Annotated in this window: 15 protein-coding genes and 5 pseudogenes; 11 read left to right on the top strand and 9 right to left on the bottom strand. The window is 66.5% G+C overall.

What is annotated here, in order from left to right; all coding sequences use genetic code 11:
* Positions 1-2: 2 nt before the first annotated feature.
* Positions 3-1,298, bottom strand: a complete 1,296-nt coding sequence (locus tag OYT95_RS37215; protein WP_268790458.1) for a wax ester/triacylglycerol synthase domain-containing protein — start codon at positions 1,296-1,298, stop codon at positions 3-5.
* Positions 1,299-1,424: 126 nt separating this feature from the next.
* A complete protein-coding gene (locus OYT95_RS37210; protein WP_328286528.1) occupies positions 1,425-3,071 on the bottom strand; it encodes an alpha/beta fold hydrolase in 1,647 nt (548 codons plus the stop codon).
* Between the two features lie 484 nt (positions 3,072-3,555).
* Here OYT95_RS37210 and OYT95_RS37205 point away from each other — a divergent pair.
* From OYT95_RS37205 to OYT95_RS37190, 4 genes and pseudogenes are all read left to right on the top strand, one after another.
* Positions 3,556-3,891 (top strand): annotated as a pseudogene (locus tag OYT95_RS37205) (lyase family protein); the annotation flags it as partial.
* Between the two features lie 458 nt (positions 3,892-4,349).
* Positions 4,350-4,541, top strand: a pseudogene (locus OYT95_RS37200) (cation diffusion facilitator family transporter); the annotation flags it as partial.
* Positions 4,542-4,560: 19 nt separating this feature from the next.
* Complete coding sequence (locus OYT95_RS37195; RefSeq protein ID WP_268790456.1) at positions 4,561-5,001, top strand: nuclear transport factor 2 family protein; 441 nt, start codon at positions 4,561-4,563, stop codon at positions 4,999-5,001.
* 821 nt (positions 5,002-5,822) lie between these two features.
* Positions 5,823-6,545 carry an SDR family oxidoreductase gene (locus tag OYT95_RS37190; protein WP_268790455.1) on the top strand — a complete coding sequence of 241 codons (723 nt, stop codon included), beginning with the start codon at positions 5,823-5,825 and terminating at the stop codon, positions 6,543-6,545.
* A 274-nt stretch (positions 6,546-6,819) separates the two neighbouring features.
* Here the strand turns inward: OYT95_RS37190 and OYT95_RS44545 are convergent.
* Positions 6,820-7,547 (bottom strand): annotated as a pseudogene (locus tag OYT95_RS44545) (aldo/keto reductase); the annotation flags it as partial.
* 266 nt (positions 7,548-7,813) lie between these two features.
* On the opposite strand from OYT95_RS44545, the gene OYT95_RS37170 reads away from it, so the two are divergent.
* A complete protein-coding gene (locus OYT95_RS37170) occupies positions 7,814-8,245 on the top strand; it encodes a response regulator (protein WP_268790453.1) in 432 nt (143 codons plus the stop codon).
* Here OYT95_RS37170 and OYT95_RS37165 read toward each other — a convergent pair.
* The 3 genes from OYT95_RS37165 to OYT95_RS37155 all read right to left on the bottom strand — a co-directional run bounded on the left by OYT95_RS37165 (position 8,223) and on the right by OYT95_RS37155 (position 10,706).
* Positions 8,223-8,879 carry a response regulator gene (locus OYT95_RS37165; protein ID WP_037239146.1) on the bottom strand — a complete coding sequence of 219 codons (657 nt, stop codon included), beginning with the start codon at positions 8,877-8,879 and terminating at the stop codon, positions 8,223-8,225. The genes OYT95_RS37170 and OYT95_RS37165 overlap by 23 nt on opposite strands.
* 382 nt (positions 8,880-9,261) lie before the next feature.
* Complete coding sequence (locus OYT95_RS44540) at positions 9,262-9,606, bottom strand: protein kinase domain-containing protein (protein WP_328286527.1); 345 nt, start codon at positions 9,604-9,606, stop codon at positions 9,262-9,264.
* Positions 9,607-10,076: 470 nt separating this feature from the next.
* Complete coding sequence (locus OYT95_RS37155) at positions 10,077-10,706, bottom strand: DUF1275 family protein (RefSeq protein ID WP_268790452.1); 630 nt, start codon at positions 10,704-10,706, stop codon at positions 10,077-10,079.
* Between the two features lie 439 nt (positions 10,707-11,145).
* On the opposite strand from OYT95_RS37155, the pseudogene OYT95_RS37150 reads away from it, so the two are divergent.
* Positions 11,146-12,737 (top strand): annotated as a pseudogene (locus OYT95_RS37150) (FadD7 family fatty acid--CoA ligase).
* 11 nt (positions 12,738-12,748) lie between these two features.
* Here the strand turns inward: OYT95_RS37150 and OYT95_RS37145 are convergent.
* Positions 12,749-13,681, bottom strand: a pseudogene (locus OYT95_RS37145) (LysR family transcriptional regulator).
* Positions 13,682-13,729: 48 nt separating this feature from the next.
* Positions 13,730-14,605, bottom strand: coding sequence for an NAD(P)-dependent oxidoreductase (locus OYT95_RS37140; RefSeq protein WP_268790451.1), 876 nt, complete (start codon positions 14,603-14,605; stop codon positions 13,730-13,732).
* Positions 14,606-15,214: 609 nt separating this feature from the next.
* On the opposite strand from OYT95_RS37140, the gene OYT95_RS37135 reads away from it, so the two are divergent.
* The 3 genes from OYT95_RS37135 (at position 15,215) to OYT95_RS37125 (ending at position 18,162) form a co-directional block, all read left to right on the top strand.
* Positions 15,215-15,934, top strand: a complete 720-nt coding sequence (locus OYT95_RS37135) for an MIP/aquaporin family protein (protein ID WP_268790450.1) — start codon at positions 15,215-15,217, stop codon at positions 15,932-15,934.
* A gap of 95 nt (positions 15,935-16,029) precedes the next feature.
* Positions 16,030-17,442, top strand: a complete 1,413-nt coding sequence (locus OYT95_RS37130; RefSeq protein WP_268792315.1) for a catalase — start codon at positions 16,030-16,032, stop codon at positions 17,440-17,442.
* A gap of 228 nt (positions 17,443-17,670) precedes the next feature.
* Positions 17,671-18,162 carry a Dps family protein gene (locus OYT95_RS37125; protein WP_268790449.1) on the top strand — a complete coding sequence of 164 codons (492 nt, stop codon included), beginning with the start codon at positions 17,671-17,673 and terminating at the stop codon, positions 18,160-18,162.
* A gap of 67 nt (positions 18,163-18,229) precedes the next feature.
* Here the strand turns inward: OYT95_RS37125 and OYT95_RS37120 are convergent, their stop codons facing one another.
* Positions 18,230-18,697, bottom strand: coding sequence for a cupin domain-containing protein (locus tag OYT95_RS37120; protein ID WP_268790448.1), 468 nt, complete (start codon positions 18,695-18,697; stop codon positions 18,230-18,232).
* A gap of 274 nt (positions 18,698-18,971) precedes the next feature.
* Here OYT95_RS37120 and OYT95_RS37115 point away from each other — a divergent pair, with 274 nt between their 5' ends.
* Together OYT95_RS37115 and OYT95_RS37110 are read left to right on the top strand one after the other, a co-directional pair.
* Positions 18,972-19,610, top strand: a complete 639-nt coding sequence (locus tag OYT95_RS37115; RefSeq protein WP_268790447.1) for an HD domain-containing protein — start codon at positions 18,972-18,974, stop codon at positions 19,608-19,610.
* 239 nt (positions 19,611-19,849) lie between these two features.
* Positions 19,850-20,548: an aquaporin gene (locus OYT95_RS37110; protein WP_268790446.1), complete on the top strand. Its 699-nt coding sequence runs from the start codon at positions 19,850-19,852 to the stop codon at positions 20,546-20,548.
* Positions 20,549-20,553 lie beyond the last annotated feature (5 nt).

The raw sequence follows: 20,553 nt of genomic DNA, 5'->3' as shown, positions 1-20,553 counted from the left end.
ACCTACCTGCATCCGGAGGCGTCTCGCAATTCGGCGTATGAATCTTCCATCGCCTCCGCCAGCCGGGCAACGTCGGGCAGCGCCTCAGGGTCGGTGCAGAGCCCGATACCGACGATCCCGGCGCAGGAGATCGCCGAGATCCGCAGTGCGTGGTGAGCGGCGGGTTCCGACGAGGAGAAGAGTCGCTCGACCCGGCGTCCGGAAACGCTGACCGGCACGCGCGGACCGGGGACGTTCGAGATCGACAGGCTGAACTCGCGCGCGCTGCCGGCGAGTCGCTGTGCGGCTTCCTCGACGCGCTTCACGCGGCCGAGTGCATGGAAAAGGTCGAAGAGCTCTCCGGCATCGTCGAGCAGTTTGCGCTTGCTGGTCTCGGCGTTGATCCGGTCGAGTCGGGTGAGCGGATCCGCCTCGCCCAGAGGGAGATCGACGTTCATGAAGGAATCACGGTTTCCGAGCTCACCCGCTCCCTCATCCCGGTGGTGAAGGCTGACCGGAACTTGAGCTCGAAGATGCGGGAGCGCCGCCTCGCCGGCGCCGAGCCAGCTGCGCAGGCCGCCGGCGACGATCGCGAGGAGCACGTCGTTGACGGTTGCGCGGGTGGGACGCGAGGCGCCGATTGCCTTCAGCTCCGGGAGCGGGGCGACGGTGAAGGCAAGCTCGCGGGCGGCACTGATCGGGCGGTCGAAGGGCGAGCGTGAGCCGCGATGGCCGAGCTCACGATGCACAGCCGCGGGCATCCGCAGCGCCTCGTCGACCCGCGAATGCTGCGGCGAAGCGGCGCGAAGGCCGGGTCGCTTTCCTCGCGGGGGCGGCTCGAGGTGTGGATCCCAGAGCACGTCGTCCAGGAAGCGAACCGCGCTGATCCCGTCGGCCATCGCGTGATGGATCCGGGCCGCGATCGCTTCGCGTCCGTCGCCGAGTGGGCCGATCAGATCGAACGTCCACAGTGGACGCTCGTGATCGAGGTGCTCGGACATCAGCTTGCTGACGACCTGCCACAGATCGCCGCGCGAGGCGCACCCGGGCCCTTCCCGGCGCCGGACGTGGTCGCTGATCTCGAACGCGGTCGCCTCGACCCAGCGCGGCTCCGGTCCCGAGGTGTCGATCCGCTGCATCGCCCGCGGCTGGCTCGAAAGCCGCTCCGCCACCGCGGTTCGCAGGGTCTCGAGGTCGAGCGGACCCGAGCCCGGCTCGAGAACGACGAGCTTGAGCGTGTGGCCGGTTATCACCGCCGATTCGAGCCCCAGGATGGTCGCATCGTCGGCGGAGAGCCGATCAGGATCCTCGCGGGTCACCTGGGCAAGTCTATTCGGGTGTGCACCTATCGGAACCCGGAATGCCGGTCTCGTAGCCCGGCATGGCCGCCGCCACCTGGCCGGCGGTGCGCTTGTCGCCGGTCGCGGCGGGGAACCAGACGGGTGTCACAACGGTGCGGTGATCGGTGCTTCGGGGGCGTGCGTGACGGTGGTGTGTCCATCCTCGAGGTACTCGGTGACGGCCTGGTCGATGACGGTGTTTCCACCCTGGATCCCCGCACCGTGATCGCCGCCGTCGACGGTGACGAGGTGCGCCCCCATGTCGCGGGCCAGTTGGACTCCGCCCTGATAGGGGGTCTGGGGGTCGCGCATCCCCTGCAGGACGAGCGGCGCCGTCGCCAGTCCCCGATTGCTCAAAGCGGGCAGCGCGGCGACGGGCGGCGCACCGGCACACGCGGGTCCGGCGCTGTAGCTGTACCCGATGAGGTCGAAGAGATCTCCGGTGACGAATGTGGAGAAGAGCCATCCCGGGATGCGGTCCGGCCGGGCCGCCACACTGTTCTCGTTGCACAGGACGAGTGTCTGCATCATCTGGGACTGGGCGATCCGCTCGTACTCCTGCTCCGTCAGGTCGTCCATCGCGGTACCGTCGGGAATCGCGTCCGGGCCGTCGCGGATCACCCGGGCCATGAGCGGCCAACTGTTCCGGGCGGGAAGCACCTGGCGCGTCATCACGTAGATGCCGGACGACATCTGGGTGCGCGACGGGTCGGCGAGGCTACGAACGAAGGCCTCGAACTGAACGCGTGCCGGTCCGGTGAGATCGACCCCGCCGCGGTAGGCATCCGCAAGGGCTTCCAGGCCGGGCGGTACGTCACCGACCTGGGCGGGTGGCGGCGCGAGCGTCGGGTTCCCGCCGGCCTCCTCGACGATCCGGTCCGACCACCGCTGATACACCTTCAGTGGCGTGTCACCGAGCCCGTAGGTGTCGTCGTGGGCGGAGATCCAGTTCATGAGGTCGTAGAAGCGATCCTTGTAGCCGCCGTTCTGCTGCCACAGCACGTCGTTCCACAGCCAGTTCTGGTCGACCGCGGAATCGAGGACCATGCGACCGGTGTGCTGCGGGAAGAGCGTCGCGTAGGTGGATCCGAGGATCGTGCCGTAAGAGAGGCCGTAGATGTCGATGACGTCCTCGCCGAGTGCGAGCCTGACCTGCTCCCAATCCTTCGCGGTGTTCTCGGTCGTCAGGTGCGCCGTGCTGCCCGGTGCAGCAGACTCGCAGGCGGTACGGATCGCTGCACCACCGAACCCGAGGCTCATCGCCGTCGTGTGTTCGGGGGCCAGCACACACTCGACGGCGCCGGCATAGGGAAGCCCGCGCGGTTGGACACCGATCACATCCCACTGTGCGCGGACCGCGTCGGGCAGGATCTCGACGAACATGCTGTTCGAGCCGATCGCATCGCCGCCGGGCCCACCGGGATTGGTGAACAGCACGCCACGGCGCGAGCCGGGATCCTCGGCGCGGTGGCGGGTGACGAGCACGTCGATCGTGCCGGCGGCGGGGTCCGCGTAGTTACGGGGAACGGTGACCGAGGCGCACTGATCGGATGCCGGATCAAGCTCGTATTCGGCCGGGCAGGACTCCCAGCGAAGGCCGGCACTCGGTGCCGGTTGCGCGGTGGCGAGCGGTACCGCCCCCACGGCGACTGTGGCGGTGAGGCCGCCGACGAGGGCGACAAATCGTGTACGCCGTGAGTACCTCGCGCCCGCGCGCTGCCTCGAGTCCAAGTGCCCGTCGATCCCCGACATACTTTCGCGGTCCCCCTCGTAGTCCCGTGTCGTGACGACAGTGGCGCCTGGGCCGCTCCGCAGCCAGTGCGCTCGCTATCGCTCAGCACCCAGTGTCTCAGACGCACCATCGCGTCGACCTGTTTGTCCTGTACACCGATCCCACCCGGGTCCGCGTGGTGTGGGCGCTCACCGCCGGCGAGCGACAAGTGAACGAGATCGCCGAGACTGTCGGGGCACCGTATCGACCGTCTCGCGGCACCTGGCCAAGCTCCGCGCCGCACACCTGGTGACCGCCCGCCAAGCCGGAACCCGAAAGCTCTACCGACTCGTCAACGACTATGCCGGAAGGTTATCGCCGACACCCTGGCCACCAGCGCGCAGCCACACGAGAATCCCCGTGAGACCCCGGCGGACATATTCGCGCGAAGCGTCCGAACCTGTGTGATTCCGCAGGCGCCCTACCCGCCCCTCCTGTTCCGATCTGCTCGAGAGAGAAGACCCGATGCCGCTCCCACCCGCCACGCGGGAAGAACATGACCTCCTCGGGACCCGCACTGTTCCCGGGACCGCCTATTACGGGGTGCACACCCTGTGGGCGGTCGAGAACTTTGCGATCACCGGAACCCCATCAGCGCCTACCCCGAATTGATCACCGCACTCGCCAGCGCCAAAGAGGCCGCAGCGCCGGCGAATCATCACCTAGGACTGCTCGACACCCGACGGATGACAGCAATCGTGCAGGCCTGCACAGACATCCGCAATGGGGCAGCTGCACGAGCAGTTCGTCGTCGATGTCATCCAAGGCGGCGCGGGCACGTCGACGAATATGAACGCCAATGTCCAGGGTGAAGCACCGTGTGACAAGCAGGTACCCAGGGCCGAACCCGTTCCAGTACGGGGGCAGACGCGTCTTCGGGGGTTGTGCTTGGCGTATCTCATGACTTTCTTTCCGCGGTCGGACAACCCCCCGACCGGTTCCGGAACGAGGGCGCACACGTGTGGTGGCAGGTGCGTGGCCGATCGCGACGAAAGGAGGCGCCGGCGAGGCAGTTATTCGGCGGCCGCGACGGTGAAGCCGGCGCGCGCGTTCCGAGCCCGGTGGCGTCCATCGTTGGCGGGGACGGGTCGATGCCCTCGGCCGGGCCGCCCGGTTGCCGCTGCGGCGAGTTGGGTCTCGAAATAGCCGGTGCCGCAGCCTACATCGAGGATGTGGGCGGCCGAGAATCCGCCCGATTGATTATATGCGCATATGACAATACGATCCGTGCTGACGCTGCAAAGAAAGGACACGCTGTCATGGGCCAGGGACACGGACACGGGATCTCGCCCGCGGACGCGACGAGCGCGTCCGGTAAACATCTGCGCAAGCTCTGGATCGCCGTCGCCCTCGGACTGGTCACCTTCGTCACCCAGGTCGTGGTGGGACTGTCGACGTCCTCGCTGGCGCTGCTGTCGGATTCGGCGCACGTGTTCACCGACGTGCTCGGCAGGACGTAAACTCGGCATCGTGAAGGCACCCATTGCCGACCTCGCGGACTTCACCGCACTGGAACCATTCTTTCGGATCATCGAACAGGGTCTGGACGGACTGATCGAGCCCGGACACTTCTTCGACCTCCTCGCAGAGGACATCGCCGTCGACTACGTGATCACCGTTCCCGGGTATCCGCGGCACATCGAGGGCCGTTCCGCGGTCGCCGAGCTATACCGTCCCTACGGCACCACCATCGTTCTCGACCGCTGCTTCGATCTGACCGTCCACCACGACGCCACCACCGGAGTCGTGGTGCTCGAGTACGCCTCCGAAGGTCACGTGGTCGGCACCGGGCATCGATATGCCAACCGATACATCTCCGTACTCACACTCCGCGACGGCGAAATCGCGCACTGGCGGGACTACCTCGACCCCATCGCCGTCTTCGACGCCCTCGGCTGGCCACCACACTGACCAGCCGCCCGGGCATCCTCAGACACTCGCCCCACCCCGCACCACGTCGCCGGCACGCACCACACCCAACGAGACTTACCCCGGAGAAACAATCTGGGGCCATGTCATCACACCAGGTCACAGCACTATTGCGCCCCAGAACCCATCGCCTCGATCCCCCATTCCATAACCACCTACGCATCGGCACAGGACCCCAGAATGAACAGCAGGGAACTCAGCAGCGGTTCGCGTCGTTTGGCGACGCCCGGGCAGGAGCGTGTCATCGTGTTCGAGAGATCCTCCGATCAAACCCGCCACGTGGTCACCCCTCGCCGCCAACGCCGTCCACACACACCATCACCACAACCTGCGTCGGCACCGAACACCTGCGCGCCCCAGATCCTCGACGCCGGCGGCCCCGGAGCGGCCGCACCGACCTCATGGGATGTCACCGCCGACCCTCCACAACAAACTCGACGACGAGACCGCGAAATCAGCCTGCCCCAGACATCCCTGCTCGGACACGGGGAGGGCGGCACCCACCACCTATTCCTGGCCCTCCTCACAGACCCCACCTCCGCCGGCGTACAGATCCTCTCCGACATCGCACACCTCAGCATCAGCGAGATTCGCGAGCACCTCCAGCGCGAAGCTGCCCACGCGCCAACCCAGTCGAGACCCCGCCCACCGCATCCCCATCCGGCTCAGCGACGACGAATACACCGGCGACCACAACGCCGCCGGCACAGCCGGCCAACCCCTCGAAACCTCCGATCCACGACCGCATCATCGACACCCTCAACCAATCCGAATAGCAGTATGTCAAGAGAAGGGGACCCCACATGTCACTCAATTCCGCGAGCCGTGTCGTTGTCCTCGGCGGCACCAGCGGCATCGGACTCGCAATCGCCCAAGCGGCTTCGGAAGCCGGGGCGGCCGTCGTCGTCGCTTCGCGCAACCCCGACTCGGTCACAGCCGCACTGAAGGAGCTGCCCGACAACGCGGTCGGGCACGCTGTGGATGCGTCGTCCACCAAATCCTTGCGCGCCTTCTTCCACGAGATCGGCCAGTTCGACCACCTCGCCTACACCGCAGCAGACACCCTCATCAGCACACCGCTCGAGGACTACACACCACAGAGTGCTCTCACCTTCTTCAACCTGAGGGTCGTCTACGCGTTCGAGGCCGTCCGGCTGGCCGTGCCACACCTGCGCCCCGGCGGATCGATCACCCTGACGAGCGGCACCGCCGCCTTCAAAGGCGGACCAGGCTGGTTGCTCGGATGCGCTGCCGCCGGCGCTATCGCGTCCAGTGCGCGGTCCTTAGCCGTCGAGCTGGCGCCGCTGCGAGTCAACGCCGTAGCCCCCGGCGTGATCCGAAGCCCATTGTGGTCCGGCATGACCGAAACTGAACAGCAGCAGATGTACGCCGACACCGGCGCCGCCCTCCCCCTCGGACGAGTCGGGGAGGTACAGGACGCCGCCAAAGCGTATATCCAACTCATGGATCAGGACTACGCCACCGGCGTCGTCAGCGTCATCGACGGTGGCACGTTGCTCGCGTGACTACGGCACCACCATCGTTCTCGACCGTTACTTCGATCTGGCCGCCCACCACGGCGCGACCACCGGGTTGTCTTGCGCGAATATGCCTCCGAGAGCACTTGGTGGGCAACGGAAGTCGATACTACAACCGATACATCTCCGGGCTCGCACTCCAGACTGCGAAATCTCGCACTCGCGAGACTACCTCGACCCGACCGCTGTCTTCGACGCCGTCGGTTGGCCACCACACTGACCTCCCGCCCGGGCACCCCACGCCTGGCCGCGGCAAAGCGCAGGATGCCCGCCCAGACAATCTCGCAACAACCGTCGCCAGATTGCGCCGGTAGGTATCGCCGGTGAAACGCTGCTCGTGTCGCGCCAGCCATCAGCGGCGAACGTCGTGTCCGTGGTGAGAGTTCCGGTCAGCATGCCGTGTGCCAACGGCCCGTACACCAGCACCTGGATGTCGCGGGCACGACAGTGGGGCAGCAACCCCTCCTCATTATCTCGCCGGAGCAGGTGGTACGGCGGCTGACCCTCTCCACCGGCAGGGCCTCACTGAACTCCTCCATCTGCGCGGTGTCATAGTTGAACACCCCGGCGTGCCCGATCTTGCCGTCGGCGACTAGTTCGGCCAACGCACCCGCCGTCTCGGCGGCCGGCACAGCCTGGTCGGGCCGATGCACCCCAAGCGCCGCCAGGCTGGCATCCACACCTCGGCGGAGCGAATCGGGCTCGCGTCGCGAACCAGCCCGGAGTCGGTCCTGCGCAAGCCGCCATTCGTGGCGATCACGAACTCGTCGCGCTCGGTGTTCAGTTCGTGGCGAAGTGCCTTGCCGAGGATCCGCTCGGACGCGCCGAAGCCATAGGCCTGCGCGGTGTCGAAGAAGTTGACCCCGGCGCGCGGGCACGGTGGATCGCCGCATCCTCGTCGAACCGGCCCCATTCACCGCCGAGCTGCCAGGTACCGAAGGCAATGCGCGAGACGTGCAGCCCGCTTCGTCCCAATGTCGTGGTCTTCATGTCGCTCTCCAAGTTTCGGTGAACACCGTCCCTGCCACGATTGCGCGCCGGCGAGCACTTGTCGCCACGGCCGGCACCCAAGCAGCCCTTCCTGCTAGCGGGAATACGTACCACTTCGTCAGCTCCCGAAACCCGGTCCCGGCGGGGTCTCTGGCGGCAGCGGATCCGATCGGGTGTGGCAGGATGCGTCGGTGCTGCGCTTTGGCGGCACAGAATTCCCGGTAGCGGGGATGCGTACCGGTAGCGTCCTAGGGCACACTGACGTCATGGTGCCGCGAATTACGCTGTTGCGCTGCTTCATCGTCGACGACAGCCCGACTTTCCGTGACGCCGCCCGGAATCTCCTCGAACTGGAGGGGATCACCGTAGTCGGCGTGGCGTCGACGAGCGCCGAGGCGCTCCGGCGCGTCGAGGAACTACGACCGGACGTCACGTTGGTCGACGTCAACCTCGGCGGGGAGAGCGGCTTCACCCTCGCCGAGCAGCTTCACCAAGACGCGCGATTTGCACCGTCACCGGTGATACTGATCTCCACCCACGACGAGCAGGACCTCGCCGACCTGATCGACGCCAGCCCGGCGGTGGGATTCGTATCCAAGTCCGCACTGTCGGCCGGCGCCATCTATGACCTGCTCGCTAGCCGAGACGGCGACGACGACGATCCCGCCGTGTCGGTCAGCGAGCCTCCAGGAAGGTGACCACCGCCAGGACCCGGCGGTGATCGTCACCGGTCCCCGGGAGACTCAACTTGGTGAGAATGCTGCGCACATGCTTCTCGACGGTCCCCTCCGCTACCCACAAACGGCGGGCGATGCCCGCGTTGGAACGTCCCTCAGCCATCAACGCCAGCACCTCCCGCTCCCGCACGCTGAGCACTGCTAGCGGATCGTCGCGCCGTTGGGCGGAGACCAATTCCTGAACCAGTGCCGGGTCGACTACCGATGCCCCCTTGGCGATCCGCTGCAGGGTGTCGACAAAATCCTCCACGTCAGTGACCCGACTCTTGAGGAGGTAGCCGATCCCGCGGCCACTGGCCAGCAGTTCCATCGCATGCTCGAGGTAGGCGTGCGCCGACAGGACCAGGATGCCGATCTCGGGGAACTCCTCACGGACCACCCGAGCCGCGTCCAGCCCCTCGGTGGTATGGGTCGGCGGCATCCGAATGTCGACCACCACCAGGTCCGCCGCCGTGGCGCGGACCAGATCGAGGAGTTGAACGGCGTCGCCGGCCTGCCCTACGACCTCGAACCCCGAGCGTGTGAGCAGACTTGCCACGCCCTCGCGGAGCAGGACGTCATCGTCGGCCAGAATTACCCGCAGCTGAGTCGTCACTGGACCCTCACCACCTTCCAACTGGGCGGTCCGGTGCCCGCCATCGGCATGATCACCACCGATGTGTGCGGGAACGGCCATGTCATCGACGGTCAGGCCCTGGCGGCGTTGCGCTTGTCTGAGCTCGCCCGAGTTCTGCGGCGGCCCCGGGCCGCCCCACAGGACTGCCTCCATCGCATGCTCGATGGCGGATCGAACGTCGTCGGGAATGCGTCTTCGCTCCAGGTCCAGATGGGGTGCGTCGGTGGTGCGCAGGAACTGGGTATCCACTTGCTCACCGACGCGGCGCTCGAAGGCCGCGTCCCCTGTGACGGCGCAAAACAGCGTGGCGCCGAGACTGTAGACATCCGGCGCCGGCGACGGGGCCTGGCCCTCGAGTACCTCAGGTGTCGTGAACCCGTGATGACACCAGTTGTGGTCTCGAAGCCCCCGGCGATTCGGGCATTCCGAAGACGGTGAGCTGCGGATCGCCGTAGTCGGTGAGCAGGATATTCCCGGGCTTGATGTCGCGACGGAGCGTGGCGAGGCGGGGCGCCGTCTCGAGAGCGCCGGCCATCCTGACCCCCAGGCGCAGCGTATCCTGCCAACCCAGTGGACCCTCTTTGCGGATCAGTGCGCCCAGGGAGTCGTGCGAGTGATACCGCATCACGATGTAGGGCAACCCCGATGTGGTGACGCCGACCTGAAAAACGTTGACGATATTCGGATGTCCGAACAATTTGCCCACGGCGCGACGCTCGCGGAAGAATCGTTCGAGGTTGTCCGGATCGGGCGCAGCTGAGGACCTCGATGGCCACGGCGCGGTCGAGTGAGCGCTGCCGGCACCGGCAGACGGTCCCGAAGTCCCGCCCGACCTCGTGGGCATCATCGAACCCGACCGCGGCCAGTTCCGCCGCGACCGATGGCGCGAGATCACCCCGAGTGTCCGGTGGGTCCAACTCGGCCATCGGCGACCTCAGGCCCGGTACTCGATGTCCGCAATCGCACACCCATGCACTCACCTCTCGAAGCGACGAAGGGCGGCCCTCCCCGCCTCGTGGTTCCAAGCCAAAGCTGGGGGCCTCGACGGTCCCGTCACGACGGCAGAGCCCTATGAACAAGTATGACGCAAAACTGGCCGCCACGATCATGAAGTCAGTCCTGTTCAGCTCGGATCGCGGCCGGGTTGTCCCAGAACAACCGCGCGGCGAGCCGAGCCTAGCGACGACGCCTGTATGGTCGCCCCGCCACGATCACCAGGACAGTGATCACGAGCGGCAGTAGAGGGGCGTAGCCGCGCGCGTACACGAAGAGCAGCCCTCCCCCGATAGCACCTGCGAGCAACCCCACGAGCACGCCGACCAGGCGCGGAATCTCGGACCTCGGCCGCGATCCTGCGAGAGTTTCTGCGAACGCGACCAACGTGAAGGTCCCGGCTGTCGTGAACACCCCCTGGACGCCGAGAGAACGGACCGCCGCGGTCTGGATCCCCATAGCCAGTGAGAACAGGACGATGAGAACATCGGTGATGACAGTCGACGGTTGCCCGGCCGTGGCAACCCACACGGCGAGGAATCCGGCCTCGGCGATCGCCACCACCGCTAACAACACCGACATACGTCGGGGCCACTCCCCAGCTTCCGGGAGCGCCAAGCCGTGATCCGCCAGCCCAGATAGGCCCCCGTAGCGTACGAAAACGACAGGCACGCAGGGCCCCTCGAGGTTCGCTATTCCGAACCCCAGAAACACCATGTTCCCGGTCATGAACGCCGAGAATATCTTTCCCAAGCCGAAATAGCTGATGGCGTCGACCGCTCCCGACGCGACGGTCAATGCTACGAGCAGCACGTCGCGACGGTGGAGACCGTTCTCGGTCGTTTCGGCTTCGACGCCCTGTGCGATAGTCGCTGACCGAGCACAAATCGTTTGCGACGCAGCATAGGTGGGCACACCGGCACATCGCACTGACTTGGTCATACTCGTCTGTCCGCTCTGTCGATGGGTCGCGGGAGTCCTCGTCATTCCGGTCGTCGCGAGTGCCCCGACAGCAGAATCTCGTTTCGGCGCCCCCATGTCGTCACCGCTGGCGCCCATTCGCGCCTCCGGCCAGCCGGAATGTGTCCATACCTGCTCGCATCCAGGCCAAGTTGTGGTGGGCGGCGAGGCCGCAGCCATCGATAGAAGCCGGTTATCGAACGTTCGCCAGCACGTATTGGACGTGCCCACCGACGCTCCGGCAGGCTCACAGGTAGCGACTGCATCGAAAGCATGCAAGGAGGTGGTTGTCATGGCCGATCCAGCCAGCGGAACCGTTCGCGAGTCGAATCGGTATCGGCGCCCGGCAATTTCGGGACTGTTCGATGTTCTCGATCAGCACGTGCGTGATCGTCCGGACGCGCGGGCTCTGGTGGTCACCGGAGATCGGATACCCGTGTCCTGTAGTGCCCTCGCCGCCTTGGTCGACGACGTGGCCGCACGCCTGGGCAGCACAGGGCTGCGCCGAGGAGATGCGGTTGGCCTTGTCTGTGCCAACACTGCCGAGTTCGTCGTCGCACTCCTGGGGGCGGGACGCGCGGGGCTGGTGGTCGCTCCGATCGACCCCACAATTCCTCGCCCACAGATGTCCACCCGGCTCGAGGGGCTGGGGGAACGGGCAATCCTCACCGGCCCACCCGCGGTCGACGCCGCTCCGGTCGCACAGTTCGACATCCCCACATGGGAACTCCGTGTGGACATCCCCGTCGCCGGGAACGCGATGGCCACCCTCGAACCGGCGCGGGTGTCGTGCGACACCCTCCGGGGACGGCATCCGGACTCTCGGACCACGACGCCCTCGTCCTGTTCACCTCGGGCAGCGCCAACCGGGCCAAAATGGTCCCGCTGACGCACACCAACGTGGCGTTCTCGGTGCGAGGCATCTGCGCGAACTACGAGCTGGGACCCGAAGACGCGACGGTCGCAGTCATGCCGTTGTTCCATGGTCACGGTTTGCTCGCGGTGCTGCTGGCCTCCCTGGCCAGCGGCGGATGCGTGCTGCTGCCGGCGCAGGGACGGTTCTCGGCCCGCACGCCCTGGGACGACTTGCGGGCCGTAGCCGCCACGTGGTTCACAGCGGTTCCCACCATCCATGAGATCCTTGTACAGCTGTCGGCGCGCGAGTACCCGGGCCCACTGGTCGTGCCGTTGAGGTTCGTGCGCAGCTGCAGCGCCCCGCTCAACTCGGCCACGGCGAAGATGATGGGGCGCACGTTCGGAGCACCGGTGCTGGCGGCCTACGGGATGACCGAAACCTCACATCAGGCGACCAGCGAGCCGCTGCCCCGGCGCGGGCTCGTCAAGCTCGGATCGGTTGGCCGGGCAACCGGGGTGGATCTTCGCGTCGTCGACCACGACGGGCACACGTGCCCAGCGGGCACCATGGGCGAGGTGTGGGTGCGCGGTCCGACAGTCGCCCGCGGTCATCTCGCCGACCCGGTCGAGACCGCACGCAGTTTCGTCGACGGGTGGTTTCGCACTGGTGATCTCGGCGCACTGGACGAGGACGGGTACCTGTTTCTGACCGGGCGCATCAAGAATCTCGTCAACCACGGGGGCGAGAAGATCTCGCCCGAGCATGTCGAGGCAATTCTCGCCGGGTGTAGCGGTGTCACCGAGGCTGCCGTGTTCGCCATCCCCGACGCCATCTACGGGGAACGCGTCGGCGCCGCCGTGGTCGTATCCCGGGCAGCGGGCGTCGGGGCGGAAGAGATACTGCGGTACTGCCGAAATCTGCTCTCCCCCTTCGAAATACCCGACCGCGTCGAGGTCGTTACTGCGCTGCCTCATACCGCAAAGGGCGCGCTCGACCGGCGGGCCGTACGGGACCAATTCGCGCTCTGACGCAAGGGGTGTCACCTGACGGGGGATTCGGTCGTCAGCGGTTGGTCGAAGAACTCGTCCAGCGACAGGCCCTGTGCCGCGGTCACGAACGCCCGGGCCGTCACCGAACCGGGCGTGGCCGCGTGGGTCGCCACCGAGATCTGCGCCCGGGCATCCGGGGCGACCAGGCGGACAGCTGTGGTCCTGCCGATCACCGGCATGGCCCGCAACCATGTGTGCGGCACGATGCTCGCCCAACCGCCGAGGCCCACCTGCGCATAGAGGGATGCGACCGAGTCCGTCTCCACCTGCGGGGTCACCCCGACGCCGGCTTCCGCGAACGCGCCGTCGATAACCTGACGAATCCGCATGTCAGGCGTCAGCAACGCCAGCGGGAGCTGCGCCGCCTCCGCCCAGGTCATGTGGGGGCCCTGGGGCATCGGCTGGTCGGCGGAGGCCAGCACGACGTACCTCTCTTCGTACAGCGGAATCACGTGCAAGCCCGCCCGGTCCTCGGGAGCGAAATGGGCGATCGCAGCGTCGAGGTCGAAGTCGAGCAACCGGCGACGCAGCTCTGTCGTCGACACCCGGGAGTCGACCAGCACTGTGGCCAGCGGGTGCGCCGAGCAGAACGCGGCCACGGGAAGCGACAGGGTCGTCGAGGCCGTGGGTTCCGCACCGAGCCGCAGCCGCCCGCCAATACCCGACTGCACAGCGGCCACCTCGGCCTTGAACGCCTCCTGCTCGGCGAGGATCCGCTTGGCCCACACCACGAGTCGTTCACCTTCCGGGGTCAGGCCCTGATAGTCGTGTCCCCGGCTGATCAGGGTGACGTTCAGCTCCCGCTCCAGCTTGGCGACCGACGCCGAGAGCGCGGGTTACGACACATAACAGGCGTCCGCCGCGCGCGCGAAGTGCCTCTCGCGCGCCACCGCCACGAAGTACTCCAGCTGACGGAACAGCATGTGCCACTATCCTTTTCCTGATCGTCTCGCCGGGGCCGAATCGCTGGTTCAGTGTCCCTGGGGTGCGGTGGTGCGTAGCGGGGTGCGGTAGAGGTCGGTGACGGCGGCGATGTCGGCGCCCTCCAGTCCGGACGATGCTGCTGTGTCGTATAGGTGCCGCACCACTGTGGCCGTCGGAAGCTCGAGGTCGGCGTCGCGGGCGATGTCGAGTGCCAATCCGGCGTCCTTGGCGCCGAGCATCGTTGTCCACCACCCGTCCGGTGAGCCGGTCAGCACCCCCTCGAACCGATTCTTCAGCCCGGGTGCCATCAGGGGGCTGGTGCCGAGCAGCTCCCGCAGCTGGTCGTCCTGCAGGCCGCCCGAACGCCCCACAGCGATCGACTCGGCCAGTGCGACCACCTCCGAGAGCAGCAAGAGGTTGGTCGCCAGCTTGGCGGTGACGGCCAGCGGCGCCGTGTCGTATCGCCGGACGTTGTCGGTCAGCGACGAGATCACTGCGCTCAGGCGGTCCGCGATGCCGGTGTCGCCGCCGACGAGGAACGTCGCCTGCCCCGCGCTCACTGCGGCGGGGCTGCCGACGACGGGCATGGCGAGGAACCGGGGGGAGAACACCTCGGCGAGTTCCTCGCTGAGCCTTCGTGACACCGTCGAGCAGTCGACGTAGATGGTCTGCGCACCGATCGACGACAGTAGCTCGCCGAACGCCACGGCCCTGATCGCGGCGTCGTCGGCCAGCATGGTGACCACGACATCGGCACCGTCGACCGCGTCGGCGACGCTCTGCGCTTCACTGGCGCCGGCGGACACGATCTCCCGGGCCTTGCCTGTCAAGCGGTTCCACACCGTCACGCGGTGTCCGCCTTCGAGCAGCCTCCCGGCGAGCGCACGCCCCATCCGTCCCATGCCCAACACTGCGATGTTCATCGGGGCTCCTGTGTCGCTGTCGTATCGAGTTCCCGAGCGCGCCGGTTCTGTGCCGGCGCACCGCCACAGCCTCTCCCACACCGCACGGCCACGTAATCGCTACTACCTGGAAGATCGGGATTCCTGCTAGCTGCACCCGAGGTGTCCTGCTGGCGGTGCAGACGTCGCGCCCGGTGTGGCGAACGATCGACTCGAATGATTGATCGGCCTTAGCCGACCTCGCTCGGTGACAAACCATCAGAACGAAAGGTGAGAACGATGAAGAGGATCACTGCCCGCGCGGCGGTTGCCGCTGCCGCAGTCGCAGCCTTGACTGCCCTCGGCGCCGGGACCGCCGCCGCCGCATCAACCGTCGATCGCGGGGCGGTGCCGGCGACCCGAGTCGTCCCCGGCTCTACCGGGCCTGTCACGGATGTTGCGGACACCGGCTTCCCGTGGGCCTGGCCCTGGCCGTCCGGACCTTTTGAGCCCGGCCGTCCGTATGCCAATCATTGGCACGGTGATTTCGGCGGCCACCGTGGGTGGTGACCGGCAGGCCCGTTGGGGCCGGCGACTATTCGCTGACAGTCGATTTTGACAGTCCCGCAGAGTAATTCGAGGAGCTTCGATATGGCCACCTCCCAAGAAGCCACCGCAGTCCCCACTCGTGCCGCATCGGAGGACGGCAGAGCGACCACCGCCCCACGGCCGGGTACGAAGTATGCGGTCGAGGCGATCGGAACATTCTTTCTGGTGTTCACGGTGGGGACGGCAGCCGGCAGCGGCAGCCCGTTCGCCCCGCTGGCAATCGGTGCGGCCCTGATGGTGATGATCTACGCCGGGGGACACGTCTCCGGTGGGCACTACAACCCGGCCGTGACATTGGCGGTGCTGGTGCGCCACCGGATCGGGCTGCGCGATGCCGCCGGATACTGGGTCGCGCAACTCGCCGCCGGCGTATTCGCCGCAGTGGTGGTACGCGAGGTCGTCGATCCCGCGCAGCCCACCCTCTCGGCGACGCTGCACCTGTCCGGTCACACAGTGGTGGCCGCGTTCGCGGTGGAGCTGTTGTTCACCTTCGCCCTCTGCTTCGTGATGCTCAACGTCGCCACCAGCAAGAGCCACCCGGACAACTCGTTCTATGGGTTGGCGATCGGATTCACTGTCGTGGCAGGGGCATTCGCGGTCGGCGCGATCTCCGGCGGGGCGTTCAACCCATCGGTCGCATTCGGCGCGGCGGTGATGGGAATGTTCGCCTGGCCGACCCTGTGGGTGTACCTGGTGGCCCAACTCGTCGCGGGCGCCGCCGCCGGCGCCGCCTTCCTCGCCATCAACCCCGACGACACATGATCTCCCCGCGACCGGGGCCCTCCCCGCTTCCCCGTTCCACAACCAGCCGAAAGACAGAACAATGACCAACACAGAATTCACACCGACGACGACCGATCCCGGTGGAGAGCGACGAGCACTCGCTTACCGTCGGCCCGGACGGACCGATCCTGCTGCACGATCACTACCTGATCGAGCAGATCGCGCAGTTCAACCGCGAACGCGTCCCCGAGCGCCAACCACATGCCAAGGGCAGCGGCGCCTTCGGCCGCTTCGAGGTCACCCACGACGTCAGCGCCTACACCAAGGCCGCATTGTTCCAGCCGGGCGTCGCCACCGACCTGGTGATCAGGTTCTCCACGGTGGCCGGCGAGCGCGGCAGCCCCGACACCTGGCGTGACCCGCGCGGCTTCGCGCTGAAGTTCTACACCAGCGAGGGCAACTACGACATGGTCGGCAACAACACCCCGGTTTTCTTCCTCCGCGACCCGTTGAAATTCCAGCACTTCATCCGCTCGCAGAAGCGCCGCGCCGACAACAACCTGCGCGACCACGACATGCAGTGGGACTTCTGGACCCTCTCGCCCGAGTCGGCGCACCAGGTGACCTGGCTGATGGGTGACCGCGGGATTCCCCGCACCTGGCGGCACATGAACGGGTACAGCTCTCACACGTACATGTGGGTCAACGCGGCGGGTGAGAGGTTCTGGGTGAAGTACCACTTCATCAGCGATCAGGGCGTCGAGTGCCTCACGCAGGCCGAGGCCGACACACTGGCCTCCACAGACGGGGACTATCACACCCGCGACCTGTTCGAAGCGATCGAGCGGGGTGATCACCCCCGCTGGACACTGAAGGTGCAGGTCATGCCGTTCGAGGACGCCAAGACCTACCGGTTCAACCCGTTCGACCTGACCAAGGTGTGGCCGCACGCCGACTACCCGCTCATCGACGTCGGCCGGATGACCCTGGACCGAAACCCAACCGACTACCACTCCCAGATCGAGCAGTTGGCCGTCGAACCCAGCAACCTCGTACCCGGCATCGGGGCGAGCCCCGACAAGATGCTGCTGGGCCGGATGTTCGCCTACCCCGACGCGCACCGGGCCCGGATCGGCGCGAACTACAACCAACTGCCGGTGAACGCACCCACCACGCCCGTACACAGTTACAGCAAGGACGGCGCGATGCGATACCACACCGTCTCGGACCCGGTATACGCGCCGAACTCCAAGGGGGGACCGAAAGCCGACACCCGGCGTTACGGCGAACCCGCGGGCTGGCACACCGACGGCGACATGGTGCGCAGCGCCTACACCCTCCGCGCCGAGGACGACGACTGGGGACAGGCCGGCACCCTCGTCCGCGACGTCTTCGACGACGCCGACCGAGAGCGACTGGTGAACAACATCGTCGGACACCTCCAGGACGGCGTCACCGAGCCGGTCCTGCAACGCGCCTACGAGTACTGGCGCAACGTCGACCAGGACCTGGGCGACCGGGTCGAGAAGGGCGTCCGCGGAGGATAGCCCAGATCGGACCGACAACGGATCGGCGTCGTCACCACAGCTCACCCGCCGCCGGATTGCGATCCACCAAGCGAATCCCCACCCCCACCACAACCCCTGGCGCGGAACGCGCTCGTACCGATCCGCGGCAGAACACAAGCGCCCACGAATCACTCGCCAGCGCGCATTTCAACCAAAAACATGGTGCAACGCCGCATCAGACGGTTGCACCCGAAGAAAGGAAACGTCATGACCACGTCACTCCGCCGGCCCGACACCGAGATGCGAGAGTTCAGTGCCCCGCCCAGCCTGCCGCAGAACCTGCAGAAGATCCTCGTTGACCTCATCGAACTGCACCTGCAGGGCAAACAGGCCCACTGGAATCTCGTCGGCGCCAACTTCCGCGATCTGCACCTCCAACTCGACGAAATCGTCGACACCGCACGCGAAGCAAGCGACACCATCGCCGAACGCATGCGCGCCCTCAACGCGCTCCCCGACGGACGATCCGACACCGTCACAGCGTCCACGACACTGCCCGCCCTACCGCCGGCCGACCTCAGCACCACCGACACGGTCGACCTCGTCACCTCCCGGATCTACGCCGCGGTCGACACCATCCGCTCGGTCCACGACGAGGTCGACGCCGCCGACCCCTCCAGCGCCGACCTGCTACACAGCATCGTCAACGACCTGGAAAAGTCCGCGTGGATGCTCAAATCCGAGAACCGGAAAATCTGAAGGTCACCCATGGCCAACCAAGGGAGGCGTGCGAACCCATCGGTAGGCGGTTCGCGGACTACGATTCCTAAAGTGCGTACAGTTCAGGAAGATTGACCACAATTGCTTCTTGAGTGCTACGTGCGATCACGATCACCGCGGGAGTCTCGGAATCCGGATTCTCTTCGCGATGCGGAACATACGGCGGGACGAAGATGTAGTCGCCGGGACTCGTGGCGATCCGCACTTCCCCGACGCCGTCGTGGAACACGAACTGCGGATGCCCGCTCCGCACGAAGATCGCCGTTTCGGACTCCCCATGATGGTGGTTGTCCGACACCGTCTCCGGCGACACCACGGTCTCCCCCATCCAGATCTTCTCCGACCCGACCGAGCGGCCACTGATCGCTGCGAATCTCTGCATTCCCGCGGTCTGGGCCGTCCCGGAACTCAGCTCAGAAGCCTTGATGTGATGCACCCGTGTACGCAGCGACGAATCGACGTACTCGTCGCTCGTCGACTGCAAGTCCGGATGGAACTCGTCACCGCTGCTCATAATCCTCGACCCCACGCGTCTACGAAGATGAAGCCGTTCCGAGTTTACCCGCCGCGGCACCCCGGACAAACCCCACCTCGGGCGCACCGCAGCGTTCTCGATACGCCGGCCGCTGAGTCACGAGGATCGTGCCAGATCCGCGTCCCGTCGGCGATCACCGCACCTGAGAACAGTAGTGCGTGGCCCAGATCTGTAGACCGTGTGGCCGGAAACCGGCAGCGCCAGCCGGGGCCACACCAGAAGAACTGATACCAACAAAACCCAGGAGGTCGTCATGACCGAAGTAATCGCCGAAATCGCAATTCCCGATTCGCCCCTGGCGAACGAAGCTACCGAACTGGTGCGGGAAACGGCCCCGACGCTGCTCTTTCACCATTCGCGTCGCGTCTTCCTGTTCGGATCGCTCCAGGGCCGACGGCTCGGGCGTACAGCCGATCCCGAATTACTGTACGTGGGTGCGATGTTCCACGATCTCGGCCTGACAGAGAAGTTCCGCGGCCACACCCAGCGATTCGAACTCGACGGTGCCGACGAAGCGGAGCGGTTCCTTACAGCACACGGCATCGCCGCAGTCGACGTCCGCACGGTGTGGGAGGCGATCGCATTGCACACGACCCCGGAAGTGCCGTACCGGCTCGCGCCGGAGGTTGCACTGGTCACCGCGGGGGTGGAGACCGACGTCCTCGGAATCGGACGAGACGACCTACCCGAAGAACTGATCGCGGAGGTCACTCGGGCGCACCCGCGGCCCAACTTCAAGCGGGAGATCCTTCAGGCCTTCACCGACGGCTTCAAACATCGCCCGAACAGCACCTTCGGCACCGTCAATGCCGATGTTCTCGAGCACTTCGTTCCGGGCTACCGCCACATCGATTTCGTCGAGGTAATCCAAGACTCGAACTGGACCGAATAGGTCGATCCCGGCGAGAAGAACCGGTGCCACGGGTGCGACTCGTTCCGGCCGCTCGGGGCACGGCAGCCCAGCGGCTCGCCCACCATGCCGGTACCGGTCGCGTGGACCGGGGCATTGCAGCTAGCAGGTACGGGAGGGGTGGTGCTGACCGGCAGCGCAGATGGGTATCAGCGGTGACGACATCGGCCCGCCAGGCGGCGATTCTGAAGGTCCCCGAAAGCAATTGCAGGAGTGCGGACATGATTCCATCCGGGCAGTCCACCGAGATCACCGGCGAGGAGGCCACCGCGGCCCCCGCCCCACGGCCGAGTAGGGGGTATGCGGTCGCATCGATCGGCACGTTCTTCCTGGTGTTCGCCGTCTTCGCCACCGAAGGCAGCGGCAGCCCACTTCCCTCACTGGCCCTCGGCGCGGTCCTGATGGTGATGATCTACACCTGGGGGCACCGTTCCGCCCGCCACTACAACCCCGCTGCGACGATGGTGGCACTCGCGCGGCACCGAATCGGCCTGCGCGATGCCGCCGGTTACTGGCTCGCACAGCTCGGTGCCGGCCTGCTCGCGGTGGTGGCGATGACCCACGACCGGTCACACCCCGGCGCCCGCGTCGGTGGTGGAACTGGTGTTCACCTTCGTCCTCTGCTGCCTCGTGATCGAAGTAACCCCCCCCGCACCCGACCGGACCACTCGTTCTTCGATCTGGCGATCGGGTTCACCGTGGTCGCGGGTGCGTTCACCGCCGGCGCGCTCGCTGGTGGCGCGTTCGACCCCGCGGTCACCCTCGCTGCCGGCGCAGGAACCGCCCCGCGGGATTCGCGCTCCCCACCCTCAACCCGTCGACACATGATTCTCCGTCGGTCCATCACAGGAATGGGTCTCGGCCTCGGCACCGCAGCCCCGGCCAACAACCCGTACCGGCAAGCCGTCACCAACCGGTGAACACC

Source organism: Rhodococcus sp. JS3073 (genome assembly GCF_026810085.1).
GTDB lineage: Bacteria > Actinomycetota > Actinomycetes > Mycobacteriales > Mycobacteriaceae > Rhodococcus_F > Rhodococcus_F wratislaviensis.
Note: the sequence above shows the minus strand (reverse complement) of the source record. Positions and strands in the feature narration are given on the sequence as shown.